Here is a 16,480-nt window from a genome sequence, read left to right as displayed (position 1 = left end):
CGGGCAGCCATATCCGGTGATCGCAATTCACCCGGAACCTTGGTCGATGGTTGGGATGGCGAGCAATCGCAAGGGCAACCGGTCAGCGTCCGAAGAGCCGCGGGTCGAGCCTGACTGGTGTCTCAGGTCCGGCGGCGATCGGGGCAGCGTCGGGATGATCCGGGTTCACCACAACGTTCAGGTCAAGCCCGGCGGTGACAATGGAGGGGACGACCAGGAGGGCTGATCTGCGCTCCCGGATCCAGGCCTCGCCGAAAGCCCGGGCGATCGAGATGTCGCGTGGATCGTCCCACCCGGGGTGAAGGCCGGGAGCGAATGTCTCGCGGGAGACATCGTCGGGGACAACGGCTTCGACGTATCGGGCTGCGCTCGGAGGCGTCCTGCGATTGGCATGGACAAGGACCTCGACAAGACAGACCGCGAAGCTCGTGCCCGTGTAGATGGCCGGCAACCCCGGCGGATTCCAGCGCTGGCCAAACAGCCGGGCGCCTTCGCCGGACCAGATCGCATGGGCGCCGGTGGCAATGCGCCAAAGGCGCAGAGGCGTGGTGGTCAGAGGGCAAGACCGTATTCGAGCGCGTTGAGGATCTGTTCGGTCCGGCGGGTGCCCAGATCCGTCCTGGCTGCATCAAGCGGACTGCGGCCCTCGAGTTGCGGATGCGGCGTCGTCATGAACTCGCGCGCCTCCGCCTCGCTGCCGAGAGCGCGGCGGGCGTGCACGAACAGCCGGGCGACGCGCTCCGTCCGCTCGCTCTCCTGCGGCGAAAGCTGCTTCTCGCGGCGTTCAAGCGTCGTTTTCGGAACGACGCCCCATTCCAGCGAAGAGATTTTGGCCTTGTCGCCTCCGGCCAGCGACTCCGCGACGTGCCGGAGTGCTTGCCGGGGAAGGCCCTTTTCCACCGCCTTCTCAATGAAGAGGGGAGACGGCGACGACACCGGGTCCATTCCATGACCGGGCCAGCGGCTGATGCGGTTGTTTGACGGACCGAGCCGTGCGGGCCTGTCCGGCGTGCCCGCCTCGACGACGAGTATGGTGGCATCATCGACGCGAATGACAAAGTCGCCAGCGAGACGGTCACCGGGCAGCGCGAGGCCCGCGTTCGTCGTCTTGTCTGGTGTTGCCACAAGTGAAGACTCACCGTCGGGACTCCGCAGGAAGGCGATGCCCATCACGTCCGCGACGGCCTTGGCATCGTAATCAGTGAGCATCCGAGGTCTCCTTGACCAACTGGTCAAGAATGGTGTCCCAGATGGAAAAATGCAAGCGAGTACCCGGCGGAAACGGCGGCGACTCATCGTTTCGACATCTTACGTCGAGTATCCAGACTGCCGGCTTGTTGTCCGGGCCAACTGTCAGCGTGTGTCGCCCGTGGCGGTCGCTCGGGCAAGCCGCGCCATGACGGAAAGAAGACGCGATCGGCTTGTCTCAGTCAGACCGTGGTTTGCGATGGCCAAGGCACTGGAGGTCAGGATCGAAGATCTGCTGGCTGGGGCACGGACGAGCCGGCCTCCCGTTATGCAACGCCAGTCCGGCACGACAACAACGGCCATCGGCGCTGTGCAATCCGCCCGCCGCATGGCACGCTCCCCGCCATGCGCATTCATATTCAGAACCCTGAGAATGATCCGCTGTTCGATTTTTCCCTGGCCATGTGGGATGCAGCCGCGGCCCGGGCGCCGGACATAGGCTTCGGACACAGCGTCAGCCTCGGCACCACCCCCGCCGATTTCGCCGCGGCCATGCAGGACGCCGAGGCGCTGGTGACCGACGTCAGCGTGATCAAGGCGCTGTTCCCCTGTCCGGCGCCTCGCCTGAAGCTGATTTTCCTGACCAACGCCGGCCTCGACGGCCTGGCGCCGTTCACCTGGCTGCCGCCCGGCGTGGCGCTGCTGAACAACCGCGGCACGCACGCGGTGAAGGCGGGCGAGTTCGCCATCATGTCCATCCTGATGCTGGCCAACCGCGTCCCCGCCATGGTGACCAACCAGCGTGCCGGCACCTGGCGCAAGCTGTGGGGTTCGGGTCTCGGCGGCCGCCGCGTGACGATCGTCGGCCTCGGCACGCTCGGCGGCGCGACGGCCGAGCACGCCGCCCGCTTCGGCCTGCGCGTCACCGGCGTGCGCGCCCATCCCGCGCCGCATCCGCACTGCACGTGCGTCATCGGCACCGATGCCCTGGACTCCGTCCTGCCGGAAACCGATTTCCTCGTCCTCGCCTGCCCGCTGACCGACGCCACGCGCGGCCTAGTCGACCGCCGGCGCCTGGGGCTGCTGCCGCAAGGCGCCGGCGTGGTCAACATCGGCCGCGGCGCGCTGCTGGACCAGGACGCGCTGTGCGACCGGCTCGATGACGGCCACCTGTCCGGCGCGGTGCTGGACGTCTTCACGCCGGAGCCGATCCCGCCCGGGCACCGGCTGTGGTCCACGCCGAACCTGATCATCAGCCCGCACACCGCGGCAGACGATCCGGCGACCTACAACCCGCTCAGCCTGGACATCTTCCTCGACAACCTCCGCGCCTGGCGGGACGGCCGGCCACTGCCCAACCGCTTCGACACCGGGCGTGGCTACTGATGCTGCCGACCCTCGTCGCCCTGCTGGGGGCCGCCACGATCGCCGTGCCGCTGACGCGGCGGTTGGGGCTTGGCAGCGTGCTCGGCTACCTGCTCGCCGGTGTGCTGATCGGTCCGTCGGGGCTGCGGCTGGTGACCGGTGTCAGCGAGATTTCCGACATCGCCTCGCTCGGCGTAGTGATGCTGCTGTTCCTGATTGGCCTGGAGCTGCGGCCGCGGCGGCTGTGGGTGATGCGGCAGGCGGTGTTCGCGCTGGGCCCCGCCCAGGTGGTGGTCAGCGCCGCCGTGCTGGCGGCGCTGGCGCACCAGGCCGGCATCGGCTGGGCCGGCGCGACGGTGCTGGGCGCCGGGCTGGCGCTGTCCTCCACCGCCATCGTCCTGCCGATGCTCGCGGAAGCGGACCTGCTGAAAAGCCCCGCCGGGCGCGACGGCTTCGCGGTGCTGCTGTTCCAGGACCTGGCGTTCATCCCGCTGGTGGCCGTGGTGCCGCTGCTGGCGGAGAAATCCCTGCCCAACCACGTGCCCTGGCACGACGTCGCCAGCGCCGCCGCCGCGGTCGCGGTGATCCTGGTGGGCGGGCGCTTCGCCGTGCCGCCGCTGATCCGCGCCATCGGCGGCGCACGCACGCCGGAGTTGTTCACCACCGTCTCGCTGCTGATCGTCGCCGGCACCGCCTACATCGCGCATCTGGCCGGCCTGTCGATGTCGCTCGGCGCGTTCATGGCGGGGGTGTTGCTGTCGCAGTCGGAGTATCGCCACGAGCTGCAGGCCGACATCGCGCCGTTCGAGGGACTGCTGCTGGGCTTCTTCTTCATCTCCGTCGGCATGTCGGCGGACCTGGGGCTGGCGCGTGCGCATCCCGGCCTGCTCGCCGCCGCCACCGCCGCGCTGCTGCTGGCGAAGGTGGCGGTAGCTTTCCTCCTGGCCAGGGTGGCGCGCCAGGGCCTGACCGACGCGGTGCGCTTCAGCCTGGCGCTGAACCAGGCCAGCGAGTTCAGCTTCGTGCTGTTCGGCGCCGCCGTCGCCGCGGGCGCGCTGGCCCCCGCCACCGCAGCCGTGGCGACGCTGGTCGCGGCGGTGTCGATGGCGGCCACGCCGGTGCTGTTCGCTCTGTCGGAACGCTTCCTGATCCCCCGCCTGCAGCCCGAGCCGATGCCGGATTTCGACACCATCGAGGCCGCCGACGCGCCGGTCATCATCGCCGGCTTCGGCCGCTTCGGCCAGGTCATCGGCCGCGTGCTGCGCATGTACGGCATCCGCTTCACCGCGCTGGAGCGCAACATCGGCCAGGTCAACGTCGTGCGCCGCTTCGGCAACAAGGTCTATTTCGGCGATCCCACCCGGGCCGAGCTGCTGCGCGCGGCGGGCGCGGAGCAGGCCAGGCTGCTGATCATCGCGCTCGACCATCCCGAGGATTCGCTGCGCATCCTGGAGACGGCGCGGCGGGCTTTTCCCCAGTTGAAGATCCTGGCCCGCGCCCGCAACCGGCGGCACGCCCACCTGCTGATGGACCGCGGGGTCGATGGCCTGGTGCGCGAGACCTTCCACTCCAGCCTGAAGCTGGCCGAGGAGGCGCTGGAAGTGCTGGGCGTTCCGCCGGAGGAAGCCGTCCGGTCGGTGACGCTGTTCCGCGACCACGACGAGCGCAACCTGCGCGAAACGCTGGCGATCTACCGCGACGAGCAGCAGTTGATCCAGAGCACGCAGCAGGCGACGGAGGAACTGACCGCGCTGTTCGAGGCGGACCAGCGCAGCCAGCCCGCTCGTTGATCGCAAGGACGGCGGGGGTGGATATCCGGGACACGCCCCATCAGCGCCAACTTTATGGGTTGGCGGACGGCCGTTGCCACAACGTCATGGTGGGCGCAGGCCCACCATCCACGCCTGGCGGTGTTGAAGCCGCGGAAAGGCGTGGATGGCGGCCCGGAGCCTGTGTCCGGACTCGTCCCGGGTAGCCGCCATGACGACAGGGGTGATTTGCCGCTCCCGGCCGCCTGAGTTAGTCGCAGATAGGGACACGCCCGGCCATGACGATGGGGCGGAGACCTTGCCCCATCCAATCATCGGTGCCTGCGGAGCCACCTTCCACAGCAGGCCGCCAACCGCTCTTGCCGGTACGTCGCTTGCATGGTTCCATGTCCGAAACCCTGGACCAGGAGTGGGATTGGACTACGCATACGCACTGCAGCAGTTGATCAACGGCGTCACGCTCGGGATGATCTACGGCCTGATCGCCGTCGGCTACACCATGGTCTACGGCATCATCGGCATGATCAACTTCGCCCACGGCGACATCTTCATGGTCGGGGCGTTCCTGTCGATGATCGCGCTGCTCGGCCTGGCGGCGCTGGGCATCACCTGGGTGCCGCTGGCGCTGGCGCTGACCCTGCTGTTCGCCGCCGCCATCACCGCGCTGTATGGCTGGACGGTGGAGCGGGTCGCCTACCGACCGCTGCGCGGCTCGTTCCGCCTGGCGCCATTGATCAGCGCCATCGGCATGTCGATCACGCTGCAGAACTACGTCCAGGTCAGCCAGGGCGCGCGGGTCAAGCCGATCGAGGCGGTGATCCCGGGCGGCATCCAGGTGATGAACCAGGGCGGGTTCACGGTGGAGCTGTCCTGGATGCAGATTGCCATCGTCGCCACCACCCTGGCGATCCTGGCGGTGTTCACCTGGCTGGTGAAACGCACGCCGCTCGGCCGCACGATGCGCGCCTGCGAGCAGGACCTGAAGATGGCCAGCCTGCTGGGCATCGACACCGACCGGACGATCAGCCTGACCTTCGTCATCGGCGCCGCGCTGGCCGCGGTCGCTGGGTTGATGTTCCTGCTGTACTACGGGGTGATCGACTTCTACATCGGCTTCATCGCCGGCATCAAAGCCTTCACCGCCGCGGTCCTGGGCGGCATCGGCAGCCTGCCGGGCGCGGTCCTTGGCGGCCTGCTGATTGGCCTGATCGAGGTATTCTGGTCGGCCTATTTCAGCGTCGAATACAAGGACGTGGCGGCGTTCTCCATCCTGATCATCGTCCTGATCTTCATGCCGACGGGCATCCTCGGGCGGGCAGAGGTGGAGAAGGTATGAGGCCGGTGGCCGCATGCGCGATGACTGTCTTGCCTGGATGGAACGGATGGCGCGGCACGGCGGCCGCCTGTTCGCACCGCCCTCATCTGTGTGCATCTGTGTTCATCTATGTTTCCCCAATCCGGCGCTTTCAGCGCGGCACGAAATGGCCGCCGGTGCTCAGGCCGGGATGCAGCGCGCTTGTTGGTCCTACGGATTAAGGGGAAACACAGATGCACACAGATGCACACAGATATTCTGTGGTTCCGCCGGCTCTGTCCGGTCACGCAGGCCGATCGGCACCGGCATGACCCCCCTGCGCGACGCCTTCCTCTCGGCTGCCGTCGCCCTCGGCCTGTTCGGGCCGATGGTCGGCCTGCTGACCGTCAGCGGCGAGCACGGCCTGTCGCTCGAGCTTCGCCCCATCGCCACCGCCGTGATCGTCGGCCTGGTGTTCCTCGGCCGCCTGCTGGTCCTGTCCTGGCGGGGGCGCGGCCGCGTCGAAACCTACAAGACCAACCGTGCCCTTGCCGAAGGCATCGCCCATGCCGGCAAGTTCATTGCCCCGGTGCTGCTGGTCGCGGCCGTTGCGCTGCCCTTCACCGGTTCGCGCTACTATGTCGATCTCGGCACGCTGGTGCTGACCTACATCATGCTGGGCTGGGGGCTGAACATCGTCGTCGGGCTGGCCGGGCTGCTCGACCTTGGCTACGTCGCCTTCTATGCCGTCGGCGCCTATTCCTATGCGCTGCTGTCCACCACCTATGACCTGGGATTCTGGACCTGCCTGCCGCTGGCGGGCCTGTTCGCCGGATGCGCCGGGGTCATGCTCGGCTTCCCGGTGCTGCGGCTGCGCGGCGACTACCTCGCCATCGTCACCCTGGCGTTCGGGGAGATCATCCGCATCGTGCTGACCAACTGGGTGTCGCTCACCAACGGCCCCAACGGCATCACCGGCATCCCCCGGCCGACCCTGTTCGGCCTGCGCTTCTCCATGGAGGGCGGCGAGGGCACCTTCGCCGGCTTCTTCGGCATCGAGCCGGCAACCATCCAGCGCGTCATCTTCCTGTACTACGTCATCCTGGTCCTGGCCCTGCTGACCAACTGGGTGTCGCTGCGCCTGCGCCGCATCCCGCTCGGCCGCGCCTGGGAAGCGCTGCGCGAGGATGAGATCGCCTGCCGCTCCCTGGGCATCAACGTGCGCAACACCAAGCTGACGGCGTTCGGCATGGGTGCGATGTTCGGCGGCCTCGCCGGCGCCTTCTTCGCCACCCGCCAGGCCTTCATCAGCCCGGAGAGCTTCACCTTCATCGAGTCCGCCACCGTGCTGGCGATCGTCGTGCTGGGCGGCATGGGCAGCCAGCTTGGCGTCGCCCTGGCCGCCATTGTCATGGTCGGCGGTCTGGAAACCCTGCGCGATGTCCTCAGCTTCCTCGGCGACCAGATGAACAGCCCGCTGTTCGCCGGCATCGCCGGCCAGTTGCCGCTGTACCGCATGCTGATCTTCGGCCTGGTGCTGGTGGTGATGATGGTGCTGCGGCCACGCGGCCTGATCTCCGGCCGCACGCCGACGGTGGCGCTGGGGGCGCGAAAGGAGATCGCGGCGGAACTGGTGGCGCAGGGACGCGGCTGAGCCATGCTGGCGGTTTCCAACCTCGTCATGCGCTTCGGCGGCCTGCGCGCAGTGGACGGCCTGTCGTTCGAGGCACGCGCCGGCGACATCACCGCCGTCATCGGCCCGAACGGCGCCGGCAAGACCACGGTGTTCAACTGCATCACCGGCTTCTACCGCCCGACCGCCGGCGCCATCACGCTGACCCATCGCAACGGGGAGAAATTCCCGCTGCACCGCATGCCCGGCCACCGCATCGCCACCGAGGCGAAGGTGGCGCGGACCTTCCAGAACATCCGCCTGTTCGCCGGTATGACGGTGCTGGAGAACCTGCTGGTGGCGCAGCACAACAAACTGATGGCGGCGACCGGCCTGGGCGTGCTGGCGATGCTGGGCCTGGGCCGCTACCGCTCGGCCGAGGCCGCCGGCATCCGCAAGGCCCGCCACTGGCTGGATGCCATCGGCCTGACCGAGCGGGCCGACGACCCCGCCGGCGCCCTGCCCTATGGCGCGCAACGCCGCCTGGAGATCGCGCGCGCCATGTGCATCGACCCGGTGCTGCTGTGCCTGGACGAACCCGCCGCCGGCCTGAACCCGCGCGAGTCGGAGGAACTGAACCGGTTGCTGCTGCGCATCCGTGACCAGGGCTGCTCGCTGCTGCTGATCGAGCACGACATGGGCGTGGTGATGCGGATCTCCGACCACATCGTGGTGCTGGACCACGGCCGGAAGATCAGCGACGGCACCCCGGCCGAGGTGCGCGCCGATGCGGCGGTGATCGCCGCCTACCTGGGCGAGGGCGAGGACGACGAGGTGGAGGCATGACCGCGCTGCTGTCGCTGTCCGGCGTCACCGCGTTCTACGGCGCGATCCAGGCGCTGCGCGGCATCGACCTGACGGTGCGGCGCGGCGAGATCGTCACGCTCATCGGCGCCAACGGCGCGGGCAAGTCCACGCTGATGATGACGATCTGCGGCAACCCGCGGGCGCGGACGGGGCAGATCCTGCACGAGGGCCAGGACATCACGCAGTGGCCGACGCACCGGATCATGCGGCGCGGCATCGCCCAGGCGCCGGAGGGCCGCCGCATCTTCGGCCGCATGACGGTGCACGAGAACCTGCTGATGGGCGCCGAGGTCGCCGGCCGCACCGACATCCCCGATCGGCTGGAGCAGGTGTTCGCCCTGTTTCCCCGCCTGAAGGAACGCATGACCCAGCGCGGCGGTACGCTGTCCGGCGGCGAGCAGCAGATGCTGGCGATCGGACGGGCGCTGATGTCCCGTCCGTCGCTGCTGCTGCTGGACGAACCCTCGCTGGGCCTGGCGCCGCTGGTGGTGCGGCAGATCTTCAGCGCCATCCGGGACCTGAACCGCGCCACCGGCCTGACGGTGCTGCTGGTGGAGCAGAACGCCTACCAGGCGCTGCGGCTGGCGCACCGCGGCTATGTGCTGGTGAACGGCGCGATCACCATGGCCGGGACCGGAGCGGAACTGCTGGCGCGGCCGGAGATCCGGGCGGCGTACCTCGAAGGCGGGCACGCCTGAGCTTGCCGGCCGCGCGCCCGGAAGCGGGCTTCCGCATGGATCACCACGCCGGACGCGATACGCTGCGCGAACCGCGACTCCGCGCCGACGCAGCGATGGATCACCAGCACGCCCAGGGCGGCCGGCGCCACCGCCAGCGTTATCGGCGCGCCGCTGTAGGCGACGGCGGCGGAGGCCAGGCAGCCCAGGATGGCGCCGGCGTCCCAGCCCGCCTCGGCCGACAAATGGAACTGATAGGCCGTGCCGGATCGTTTCGCGCGATCGTAGATGACGCTCATGACGACCGGGGCATAAAGCCCACCCACCGCGGCGCCGACGGCGTTGGCGGCGAAGGCCAGCCACGGCTCCCACCCGGCGACGACGCGCAACGCCACGCTGATCAGCAAGGCGACCGTAACGCCGTGCGACAGAGCCTGCCGATGACCGCGATCGATCGCGATGCCGCAGGCCACGCCGGCCAGCGCGCCGGCCAGTGCGGCGGCGCTGCTGGCCCAGCCGAGCGCGCAGAAGGACGATCCCAGCGTGGTGAACAGGATCAGCGACCACGCAACCCCGGTGCCGGCGCACATCCAGCCGTCGGCCGCGAGCGCGAACCAGCCGACACGATCGGCCCCGGTCATCGACTGGCGCATCGTCGGGACCGGGCCGAGCGCGATGTCGCCCATCCACAGCAGCGGCGTTGCCGAAACGATGCAAAGCACCGTTGCCAGTCCGAACTCCGCGACCGGTCCCAGACGGGTCAGGATGATGCCGCCCGCGAGCGGCCCGACGACCGAGATCAGCGTGCTGGCCAACTGGCGCCAGGCGATCTGCCGCCCGCGCCGCCCGCCGCCGCCGCACACCGCGTTGGCGGCGTGGAAGATCGGCCAGTACAGACACTCGCCCACCGCAACGACCAGCACCCAGACGCCCAGCCATAACGGCCGATCGGCCCAGATCAGCGGGATGAACTGTAAGGCGACGACGACGGCGCCCAGCAGGATGGTCCGCTGCATGCCCAGGCGCAGGACCATCGGCAGCATGACGGCGCGCAGGGCGAAGCGCACCACGAGCATCAGGGCATACAGCGCGATGGCCGTTGCGACACTGAAACCGAGGCGCAGCAGGTAGGCGCCGACGAAGCCGCCGGCCAGGGACATGGCAAGCGACCACAGGACGCAGTGAACCATGAGCAGGCGGAACTGCCGCCCCTCGCGATCGAGGTTCATCGGTCAACCCTTACGATTTAGGATTATTCTGGAAGACGTCCGTGGACGCTTGAGGTATTCGTTTCGAACCTGCTGGGGTCAGCGGTGTCCGAACCGGCGCTGGTACGACACGACGCCCGGAGATCTCATCCAGGATGTCCCTCGCTGCGCGAGGCTTGGTGGCTGCTGCATAGGACCTCCGGTAAGGTAATAATGCGCAGCCGGGATAAATCGATTGTGATTACCGGGTCAAGATTTTCCTGTTGCCCACGCGAAAGTGGCGAACAGGAATTGTCGTCAGGCCATATTTTTATATTGATTGTGGAATTTAAACTGTTATTGTAAGGTCGAAATCCGGCAAAACCAGCCTGGATAGATGATATAATAGCATATTAACAGTGACGCACAATAAAGCGGCATTTTGTGTCGCTCCACAAAATGGCAACAGAAAGGCAGCGTGTGTAACCTGATCGGCGGTGGGGCTGCCGCCTGGCCGGCGGTTGCGTTTCTCCCGCGCCGCGGCAGACTGTGTCCCGGCCGACGCCATCCTGGGGAGGGAAACATGGGCAACAAGATCGCGATCATGGGCACCGGCGCGGTGGGCGCCTACGCCGGAGCGCACATGGCGCGGGCAGGCGAGGACGTCACCTTCGTCGATTCGTGGCCCGCCAACGTCGAGACGATGCGGGCCCGGGGGCTGACAGTGTCGCACATCCGCGACGTTCCGGAATGGTCCACCCCGGTGCGCGCCCTGCACCTGACCGACCTGCAGCAGGTATCGAAGGAAAAGCCGTTCGACATCGCCTTCGTCTGCGTGAAATCCTATGACACGGCGTGGGCGACGACGATGATCGCCCAGTACCTGGCGCCCGGCGGCTTCATCGTATCATTGCAGAACTGCATGAACGAGGAAACCATCGCGGGCATCGTCGGGTGGGGCAAGATCGTCGGCTGCATCGCCAGTTCGATCACCGTCGACCTGTGCGAGCCCGGCCACGTCCACCGCGCCGCCGGGAAAAGCGGCGAAAAGCACACGGTGTTCCGCACCGGCGAGGTGCACGGCCGGATCACCGGCCGCGCGCGGGAGATCGAGCGGCTTGTGGCGCTGGCCGACTCCGCCCTGGCGACGACGAACCTGTGGGGCGAGCGCTGGTCGAAGCTGGTGACCAACGCGATGGCGAACGGCATGTCCGCCTGCACCGGCCTGATCAGCAAGGACATCCTGCGCAACGATACGCTGCGCCGCTTCGGCGCCCGGCTGGGCAGCGAGGCGGTCCGTGTCGGCCAGGCGCTGGGGTATCAGCTGGAGGAGATCCATCATATCGATCCCGAAGTCATCGCCCGGGCCGGCGAAGGCGATCCGGCGGCGACGCGGGAGTACGATGCGCACCGGCTGGAGGAGGCGAACCGGGGCGGCGGCGAGCATCGTCCGTCCATGGGCCAGGACATGATGAAGGGCCGCCGGACGGAGATCGATTTCCTGAACGGCTTCATCGTCCGCAAGGGCGAGGAAATCGGCCTGCCGACGGCGGCCAACGCGGCGCTGACGGAGATCGTCAAGCGGGTCGAGCGCGGGGAACTCCAGCCCGATCCGAAGCATCTGATCGATCTGCGGCTGAACTGACAGCGGGGGCGGATAGCCCGGGCAAGCCGCAGCGGCGCTACGTAGGTTGGGACGCGCAGTGGCTGCCTCGTCGTCATGGCGGGCGCAGGCCCGCCATGACGACGAGGGGCTGGTGCGCCCGGCATGACGTTGTGGCAACGACCTTGCCGCCCTCCCACTCGGTCAGCGCCAATGGGGACAGGCCAGGCTACGACGGAAACGCAATGAACGGTCAGCTCGCGCCCTCGATAATATCCCCGAACCGTTCCCACGTCTTGCCGTTCCACTTCTGCAATTGCATGGTCCGGATCGGATGGAAATTCGTCGGGCTGGTGTTCACCGTGATCCCCGGCAGCAGCACCGGGTCATACGCATCGTGCAGGTTCGTCGCCTGCTTCATGATGTTGGCGCGGGAGAAATCGCCGTTGCACTGCTTCAGCACCTGCCACATCACCATGCTGACCCCGTAAGCAAACGAATAATTGCCATCGGTCAAATCCGCTCCCGGCATGTATTTCGCCATGAAGGACCGCCACTCGTTCATTCCCGGATCGTCCTTGAACGCCGGATCGGTCGGGTCCTTCATATAGCCCGTGGTGATAATGCCGATCCCGTTCTCCGGCCCGGCCGGGTTCATCACCGAACCGACGGAAATCGACACGTCGGTCAGGAAGAACGTCGGATGCCAGCCCAGCTCATGCACCTTCCGGATCGCCTGCGCAGCGAATTTCGGCGTCGCCGCCACCAGCAGCAGCACGTTGGCGCCCGAGGCCTGCAGCATCGTCAACTGGCTGTCCACTGTCGCGTCCGAGGTCTCGAACGTGGCTTCCTTGACCACGACGCTGCCGTACTTGTCGCCCAGCACGTCCTTCACGCCGGCCGGATAGTCCTTACCAAAATCATCGTTCTGGTAAAGGATCGCCATCTTCGCGTTCGGCTGCGTCGACAGCATGTACTTCGTATAGATCCGCGCCTCGGTCCGATAGCTGGGCTGGTAGCCCATCGTCCACGGAAAGTGCTTGTAGTCGCCCCATTTGTCCGCCCCGGTTCGAGATGAACAGGTGCGGCACCTTCTTCATGTTCACACAGCGCTGGATCGCCGTGTTCGTCGGCGTGCCCAGGTTCTGGAACAGGAAGGCGACCTGGTCCTCCTCGATCAGCCGGCGGACCTGCTCCACCGTTTTCGGCGGGCTGTAGGCGTCGTCGTAGGAGATGAAATTTATTTTATGACCAGCGACGCCGCCCTGGTCGTTGACCATGCGGAAGAACGCCGCCTCGGTCTTGCCGATCACCCCATACGCCGAGGCCGGTCCGCTGTAGGCATCCGTGTTGCCGATCCTGATCTCGGTCGCCGTCACGCCCGGCAGGTCCCTGGCCAGCGCCGGCACCGCGCCGCCCGCCAGCAGCGCCGCCAGCAGCGGGCCGCCCAGCGACCGCAGCAACCGGCGATGGTCGCGCCGCGCCGAACAGCCCCGTACCGTGGTTCATTTTTGTAGCCATCCGTTATTCTCCCTTTAGCAACCCGTTCTTGCCCGTACCGCCGCCAAAGGGGAGGCCGGCGATACGGATGTCACGACGCTTGGGTCAATTTTGCACTGTATCCGTGTTCTGCCTCTTTTTTGGCCGCCATCCAATGCCACCTGACGCCCATGCCGCACCCGTCCCGCGCCTGCCGCTGAATGAGCACCACCACGGCTCCTGTCACGATGATCGCGGACGCCGTGCCGATGACCGCGCCGAAGCTCTACGAATGTCCTGATTGCGGGCAGATGCAGGTCGTTCCGGCCATGCCGCCCGCAGCCCGCGCCCTGTGCCTGCGCTGCGACGCCGTGCTGCGTCATACCCGCCACCATCCGCTGGGACTGCCCGCCGCGCTCAATCTCTCGGCGCTGATCCTGTTCGCCATCGCCGGCACCCTGACGATCATGTCGGTCACCACCGCGGGCCTGTCCCGCGCCGCCAGCCTGGTCAGCGGCCCGGCCGAACTCGATCACTACGGCCTGTGGGAACTCTCGCTGGTCGTCCTGGTCACCACCTTCGCCGCGCCGCTGGCCCGGGTGCTGTGCATGCTGGCGGTGCTCGGCGGCCTGCAATTGCGGCGGCCGCCGGCAGAACTGCGGGCGATCTTCGCCTGGGTCGAGCGGCTGCGGCCGTGGTCGATGATCGAGATCTACATGCTCGGCCTGTATGTCGCCTATGTCCGGCTCGGCGCCATCGCCCATGTCAATCTCGGACCCGCCACCTATGCCCTGCTCGGCCTCATCGTCGTGGTCTGGCTCGCGGACCTGACGCTCGACGACCAGGCGGTGTGGGAGGCGATGGAGCCGCCGAACCGCCGGCGGCTGGCGCATATCCGCAGCCGGCGGCTGGCCGCGGCCTGCCTCACCGCGCATCGCTGGCGCATCGGCTGCGACGTCTGCGGCCTGGTCAGCCGCGCCGCTCCGGGCACGCCCTGCCCACGCTGCGGCTACCGCCTGCGCGACCGCAAGCCGCACGCCATCCAGCGGACCTGGGCCTACGTCATCGCGTCGCTGATCCTGTATATCCCCGCCAATGTCTATCCGGTCCTGACCGTGATCCGCCTGGGCGCCGGCCAGCCGAACACGATCCTGGGCGGCGTCAAGGAACTGATCGATGCCGGCATGTGGCCGCTGGCGGCGCTGGTGTTCTTCGCCTCCATCACCGTGCCGGTACTCAAGCTGATCGGCCTGTCGTTCCTGCTGGCCGCAACACAACTCGGCACGCCCTGGCGCCTGCATGACCGCACCGTGCTGTACCGCATCGTCGATGCCATCGGCCGCTGGTCGATGATCGACATCTTCATGGAGTCCATCCTGGTGGCTCTGGTCCAGTTCGGCACGGTCGCGAGCGTCTATCCCGGGCCGGGCGCGGTTGCCTTCGCCGCCGTGGTCATCCTGACCATGCTCGCCGCGCGCAGCTTCGATCCGCGGCTGATGTGGGACAGAATGTCCGGCCACGTGCAACCCGGCACAGCGCCCCGGCCGGTGCCTCGGGCAGCCCGCCAGGCGGCGGCGCAGGCGGCCGCGTCATGAGCGACCGCGCGCCCGCCGCGGTCGTCCGCGCGCCGATCGACCACAAGCGCCGGCTGTCGCTGATCTGGGCGATCCCGGTGGTGACGCTGCTCGTCGGCGCCTGGCTGGCCTGGCAGACCTTGTCCGCGCAGGGGCCGCTGATCACCATCACCTTCGAGACCGCCGAGGGTCTTCAGGCGAACCAGTCGCATGTCCGGCACAAGGAAGTGGACATGGGCGTGGTGAAGAAGATCGCCCTGACCCCGGACCTGCGGCGCGTGCTGGTGACGGTGCGGATGAACAAGGAAGCCGAGCCGCTGCTGACCGACAAGGCGCAGTTCTGGGTGGTCCGCCCGCGCTTCTTCGCCGGCTCGATCAGTGGCCTGTCCACCCTGGTTTCGGGCTCCTACATCGACCTGCTGCCGTCGGCCGAGGGCGGGAAGCCGCAGCGCAACTTCGTCGGGCTGGAAAATCCGCCGGTGCTGCAATCGGACGTTCCCGGCCGCAACTTCCTACTGAAGGCCGACACGGTCGAGGGACTCAACCTCGGCTCGCCCGTCACCTTCCGCGACCTTGAAATCGGCGAGGTGCTTGGCTGGGACGTCGGCGAGATGGCGCGGAACATCACCATCCATGTCTTTGTCCGCGCCCCGTTCGACAAGTACGTGCACGACGATTCCCGGTTCTGGAATTCATCGGGCGCATCGGTCCAGCTCGGCGCGAACGGGCTTCGGTTCAAGGTGCAGTCGCTGCGCTCGATGGTGCTGGGCGGCATCGCGGTCGAAACGCCCGACGAGTCGACGGGCACCGCCGAAAGCCCGGCCAACCACGAATTCACCCTGTACCCGACCAAGGAAGCGGCCGACGCATCGACCTTCAAGCGCAGCATTCAGTTCGTTGCCAACTTTACCACATCGGTCAGCGGTCTGGCGGCCGGGGCGCCGGTGACGCTGCGCGGCCTGAAAGTGGGCGAGGTGTCCAGCGTGTCGCTGGAGTACGACAAGGCAATCGACAACGTCGTGGTGCCCGTGCACTTCAACGTCGAGCCCGGGCGCATCGCCATGCTCAAGCTGCCCACCGGCGGCGGGCTCGACTCGCGGATGCGGGAACTGATCCGCCGCGGCCTGCGGGTCAGGCTGGAAACCACGAATTTCCTGACTGGCCAGAAGCAGCTCGACCTGGATACCTTCCCCAATGCCGGCTCCAACGCCGGCCAGGAGGAGCTGAAGAAAGAGGGCAATGCCTACGTCGTTCCGGTGCTCGGCGGCAGCGGCACAGATGTTGCTACCGCGGCGAGCAACCTCGTCAGCCGCCTGGACAGCATACCGTTCGAGGCCATCGGCCAGAATCTGAACCAGACCCTGGCCGGCGCCAACGCCCTGGTCAACAACAAGCAGTTGCAGGAGTCTCTCACGACCCTGCGCAGCACGCTTGCCAGCACACAGGACCTTGTTGACAACCTCAACCAGGGCGTCGCCCCCCTGGCGAAGCGCCTGCCGGCGATGGCGGCCGGGCTGGAGGACGCCGTCAACCGCATGAACAAGCTGATGGGGTCGCTCCAGAACGGCTACGGCGAGGACTCCTCCTTCAGCCACCAACTCGATCGGCTGATGGGGCAACTTTCCGACGCCACACGCTCGATCCGTGTCCTGGCCGATCTGCTGACCCGCCACCCGGAGGCCCTGATCCGCGGCCGCGCCAACACCGGCTACCAGTGACGGTGGATGTGGGGCGGTTGGGATAGGAAAGGCGAGGGGCGCTGCCCCTCGACCCCGCCATGGGCCCTTGGAACCCGGTAATGGCGGATGGACAGGAGGGGGCAACACAGCGGTTGCAACCGGCACGGTCGCCCCCTCCTGTCCATC

Annotated in this window: 14 protein-coding genes; 9 read left to right on the top strand and 5 right to left on the bottom strand. The window is 67.5% G+C overall.

The annotated features are described in order from the left end of the window. Nucleotides 1–82 precede the first annotated feature (82 nt). Nucleotides 83–526 carry an RES family NAD+ phosphorylase gene (locus CCS01_RS24990; RefSeq protein WP_275112956.1) on the bottom strand — a complete coding sequence of 148 codons (444 nt, stop codon included), beginning with the start codon at nucleotides 524–526 and terminating at the stop codon, nucleotides 83–85. Nucleotides 527–552: 26 nt separating this feature from the next. Next, nucleotides 553–1,209 carry an antitoxin Xre/MbcA/ParS toxin-binding domain-containing protein gene (locus tag CCS01_RS24985; protein ID WP_158258585.1) on the bottom strand — a complete coding sequence of 219 codons (657 nt, stop codon included), beginning with the start codon at nucleotides 1,207–1,209 and terminating at the stop codon, nucleotides 553–555. 384 nt (nucleotides 1,210–1,593) lie between these two features. Between CCS01_RS24985 and CCS01_RS24980 the strand changes: the two genes are divergently transcribed. The 6 genes from CCS01_RS24980 to CCS01_RS24955 all read left to right on the top strand — a co-directional run bounded on the left by CCS01_RS24980 (nucleotide 1,594) and on the right by CCS01_RS24955 (nucleotide 8,793). After that, nucleotides 1,594–2,574: a D-2-hydroxyacid dehydrogenase gene (locus CCS01_RS24980; RefSeq protein ID WP_104521479.1), complete on the top strand. Its 981-nt coding sequence runs from the start codon at nucleotides 1,594–1,596 to the stop codon at nucleotides 2,572–2,574. Next, a complete protein-coding gene (locus tag CCS01_RS24975; protein ID WP_104521478.1) occupies nucleotides 2,574–4,343 on the top strand; it encodes a monovalent cation:proton antiporter-2 (CPA2) family protein in 1,770 nt (589 codons plus the stop codon). The genes CCS01_RS24980 and CCS01_RS24975 overlap by 1 nt, the downstream gene beginning before the upstream one ends. A 394-nt stretch (nucleotides 4,344–4,737) precedes the next feature. After that, nucleotides 4,738–5,658, top strand: a complete 921-nt coding sequence (locus CCS01_RS24970) for an ABC transporter permease subunit (RefSeq protein WP_204848430.1) — start codon at nucleotides 4,738–4,740, stop codon at nucleotides 5,656–5,658. Nucleotides 5,659–5,944: 286 nt separating this feature from the next. After that, complete coding sequence (gene livM / locus CCS01_RS24965) at nucleotides 5,945–7,270, top strand: high-affinity branched-chain amino acid ABC transporter permease LivM (RefSeq protein WP_104521477.1); 1,326 nt, start codon at nucleotides 5,945–5,947, stop codon at nucleotides 7,268–7,270. Between the two features lie 3 nt (nucleotides 7,271–7,273). After that, nucleotides 7,274–8,074 (top strand): ABC transporter ATP-binding protein, encoded by an 801-nt coding sequence (locus CCS01_RS24960; RefSeq protein WP_104521476.1) that lies wholly within the window; start codon nucleotides 7,274–7,276, stop codon nucleotides 8,072–8,074. Continuing rightward, nucleotides 8,071–8,793, top strand: a complete 723-nt coding sequence (locus CCS01_RS24955) for an ABC transporter ATP-binding protein (RefSeq protein WP_104521475.1) — start codon at nucleotides 8,071–8,073, stop codon at nucleotides 8,791–8,793. The genes CCS01_RS24960 and CCS01_RS24955 overlap by 4 nt, the downstream gene beginning before the upstream one ends. On the opposite strand, the gene CCS01_RS24950 is transcribed toward CCS01_RS24955, so the two are convergent. Beyond that, the gene (locus tag CCS01_RS24950; protein ID WP_104521474.1) at nucleotides 8,691–10,001 is read right to left on the bottom strand and encodes an MFS transporter; all 1,311 of its coding nucleotides are present in this window, start codon (nucleotides 9,999–10,001) and stop codon (nucleotides 8,691–8,693) included. The genes CCS01_RS24955 and CCS01_RS24950 overlap by 103 nt on opposite strands. Before the next feature lie 541 nt (nucleotides 10,002–10,542). Here CCS01_RS24950 and CCS01_RS24945 point away from each other — a divergent pair. Further along, the gene (locus CCS01_RS24945) at nucleotides 10,543–11,604 is read left to right on the top strand and encodes a ketopantoate reductase family protein (protein ID WP_104521473.1); all 1,062 of its coding nucleotides are present in this window, start codon (nucleotides 10,543–10,545) and stop codon (nucleotides 11,602–11,604) included. A 211-nt stretch (nucleotides 11,605–11,815) separates the two neighbouring features. On the opposite strand, the gene CCS01_RS24940 is transcribed toward CCS01_RS24945, so the two are convergent. Further along, complete coding sequence (locus tag CCS01_RS24940; RefSeq protein WP_204848429.1) at nucleotides 11,816–12,586, bottom strand: ABC transporter substrate-binding protein; 771 nt, start codon at nucleotides 12,584–12,586, stop codon at nucleotides 11,816–11,818. Continuing rightward, entirely contained in the window at nucleotides 12,483–13,025 is a 543-nt protein-coding gene (locus CCS01_RS35785; protein ID WP_204848428.1) for an ABC transporter substrate-binding protein, read from the bottom strand. The genes CCS01_RS24940 and CCS01_RS35785 overlap by 104 nt, the downstream gene beginning before the upstream one ends. 237 nt (nucleotides 13,026–13,262) lie before the next feature. Here CCS01_RS35785 and CCS01_RS24935 point away from each other — a divergent pair, with 237 nt between their 5' ends. Next, entirely contained in the window at nucleotides 13,263–14,636 is a 1,374-nt protein-coding gene (locus tag CCS01_RS24935; RefSeq protein ID WP_104521472.1) for a paraquat-inducible protein A, read from the top strand. After that, entirely contained in the window at nucleotides 14,633–16,333 is a 1,701-nt protein-coding gene (locus CCS01_RS24930; RefSeq protein WP_104521471.1) for a PqiB family protein, read from the top strand. The genes CCS01_RS24935 and CCS01_RS24930 overlap by 4 nt, the downstream gene beginning before the upstream one ends. The last annotated feature ends 147 nt before the right edge of the window (nucleotides 16,334–16,480 follow it).

The sequence above is a fragment of the Rhodopila globiformis genome, from assembly GCF_002937115.1.
Taxonomy (GTDB): domain Bacteria; phylum Pseudomonadota; class Alphaproteobacteria; order Acetobacterales; family Acetobacteraceae; genus Rhodopila; species Rhodopila globiformis.
This window is presented reverse-complemented; position numbering and strand designations above follow the sequence as displayed.

Bases quoted from the DNA above. Each gene is read 5' to 3' on its own strand.
- CCS01_RS24955 (WP_104521475.1), top strand. From the start codon at position 8,071: ATGACCGCGCTGCTGTCGCTGTCCGGCGTCACCGCGTTCTACGGCGCG.
- livM (WP_104521477.1), top strand. From the start codon at position 5,945: ATGACCCCCCTGCGCGACGCCTTCCTCTCGGCTGCCGTCGCCCTCGGC.
- CCS01_RS24975 (WP_104521478.1), top strand. From the start codon at position 2,574: ATGCTGCCGACCCTCGTCGCCCTGCTGGGGGCCGCCACGATCGCCGTG.
- CCS01_RS24980 (WP_104521479.1), top strand. From the start codon at position 1,594: ATGCGCATTCATATTCAGAACCCTGAGAATGATCCGCTGTTCGATTTT.
- CCS01_RS24935 (WP_104521472.1), top strand. From the start codon at position 13,263: ATGAGCACCACCACGGCTCCTGTCACGATGATCGCGGACGCCGTGCCG.
- CCS01_RS24945 (WP_104521473.1), top strand. From the start codon at position 10,543: ATGGGCAACAAGATCGCGATCATGGGCACCGGCGCGGTGGGCGCCTAC.
- CCS01_RS24930 (WP_104521471.1), top strand. From the start codon at position 14,633: ATGAGCGACCGCGCGCCCGCCGCGGTCGTCCGCGCGCCGATCGACCAC.
- CCS01_RS24940 (WP_204848429.1), bottom strand. From the start codon at position 12,586: ATGGGCTACCAGCCCAGCTATCGGACCGAGGCGCGGATCTATACGAAG.
- CCS01_RS24985 (WP_158258585.1), bottom strand. From the start codon at position 1,209: ATGCTCACTGATTACGATGCCAAGGCCGTCGCGGACGTGATGGGCATC.
- CCS01_RS24960 (WP_104521476.1), top strand. From the start codon at position 7,274: ATGCTGGCGGTTTCCAACCTCGTCATGCGCTTCGGCGGCCTGCGCGCA.
- CCS01_RS24950 (WP_104521474.1), bottom strand. From the start codon at position 10,001: ATGAACCTCGATCGCGAGGGGCGGCAGTTCCGCCTGCTCATGGTTCAC.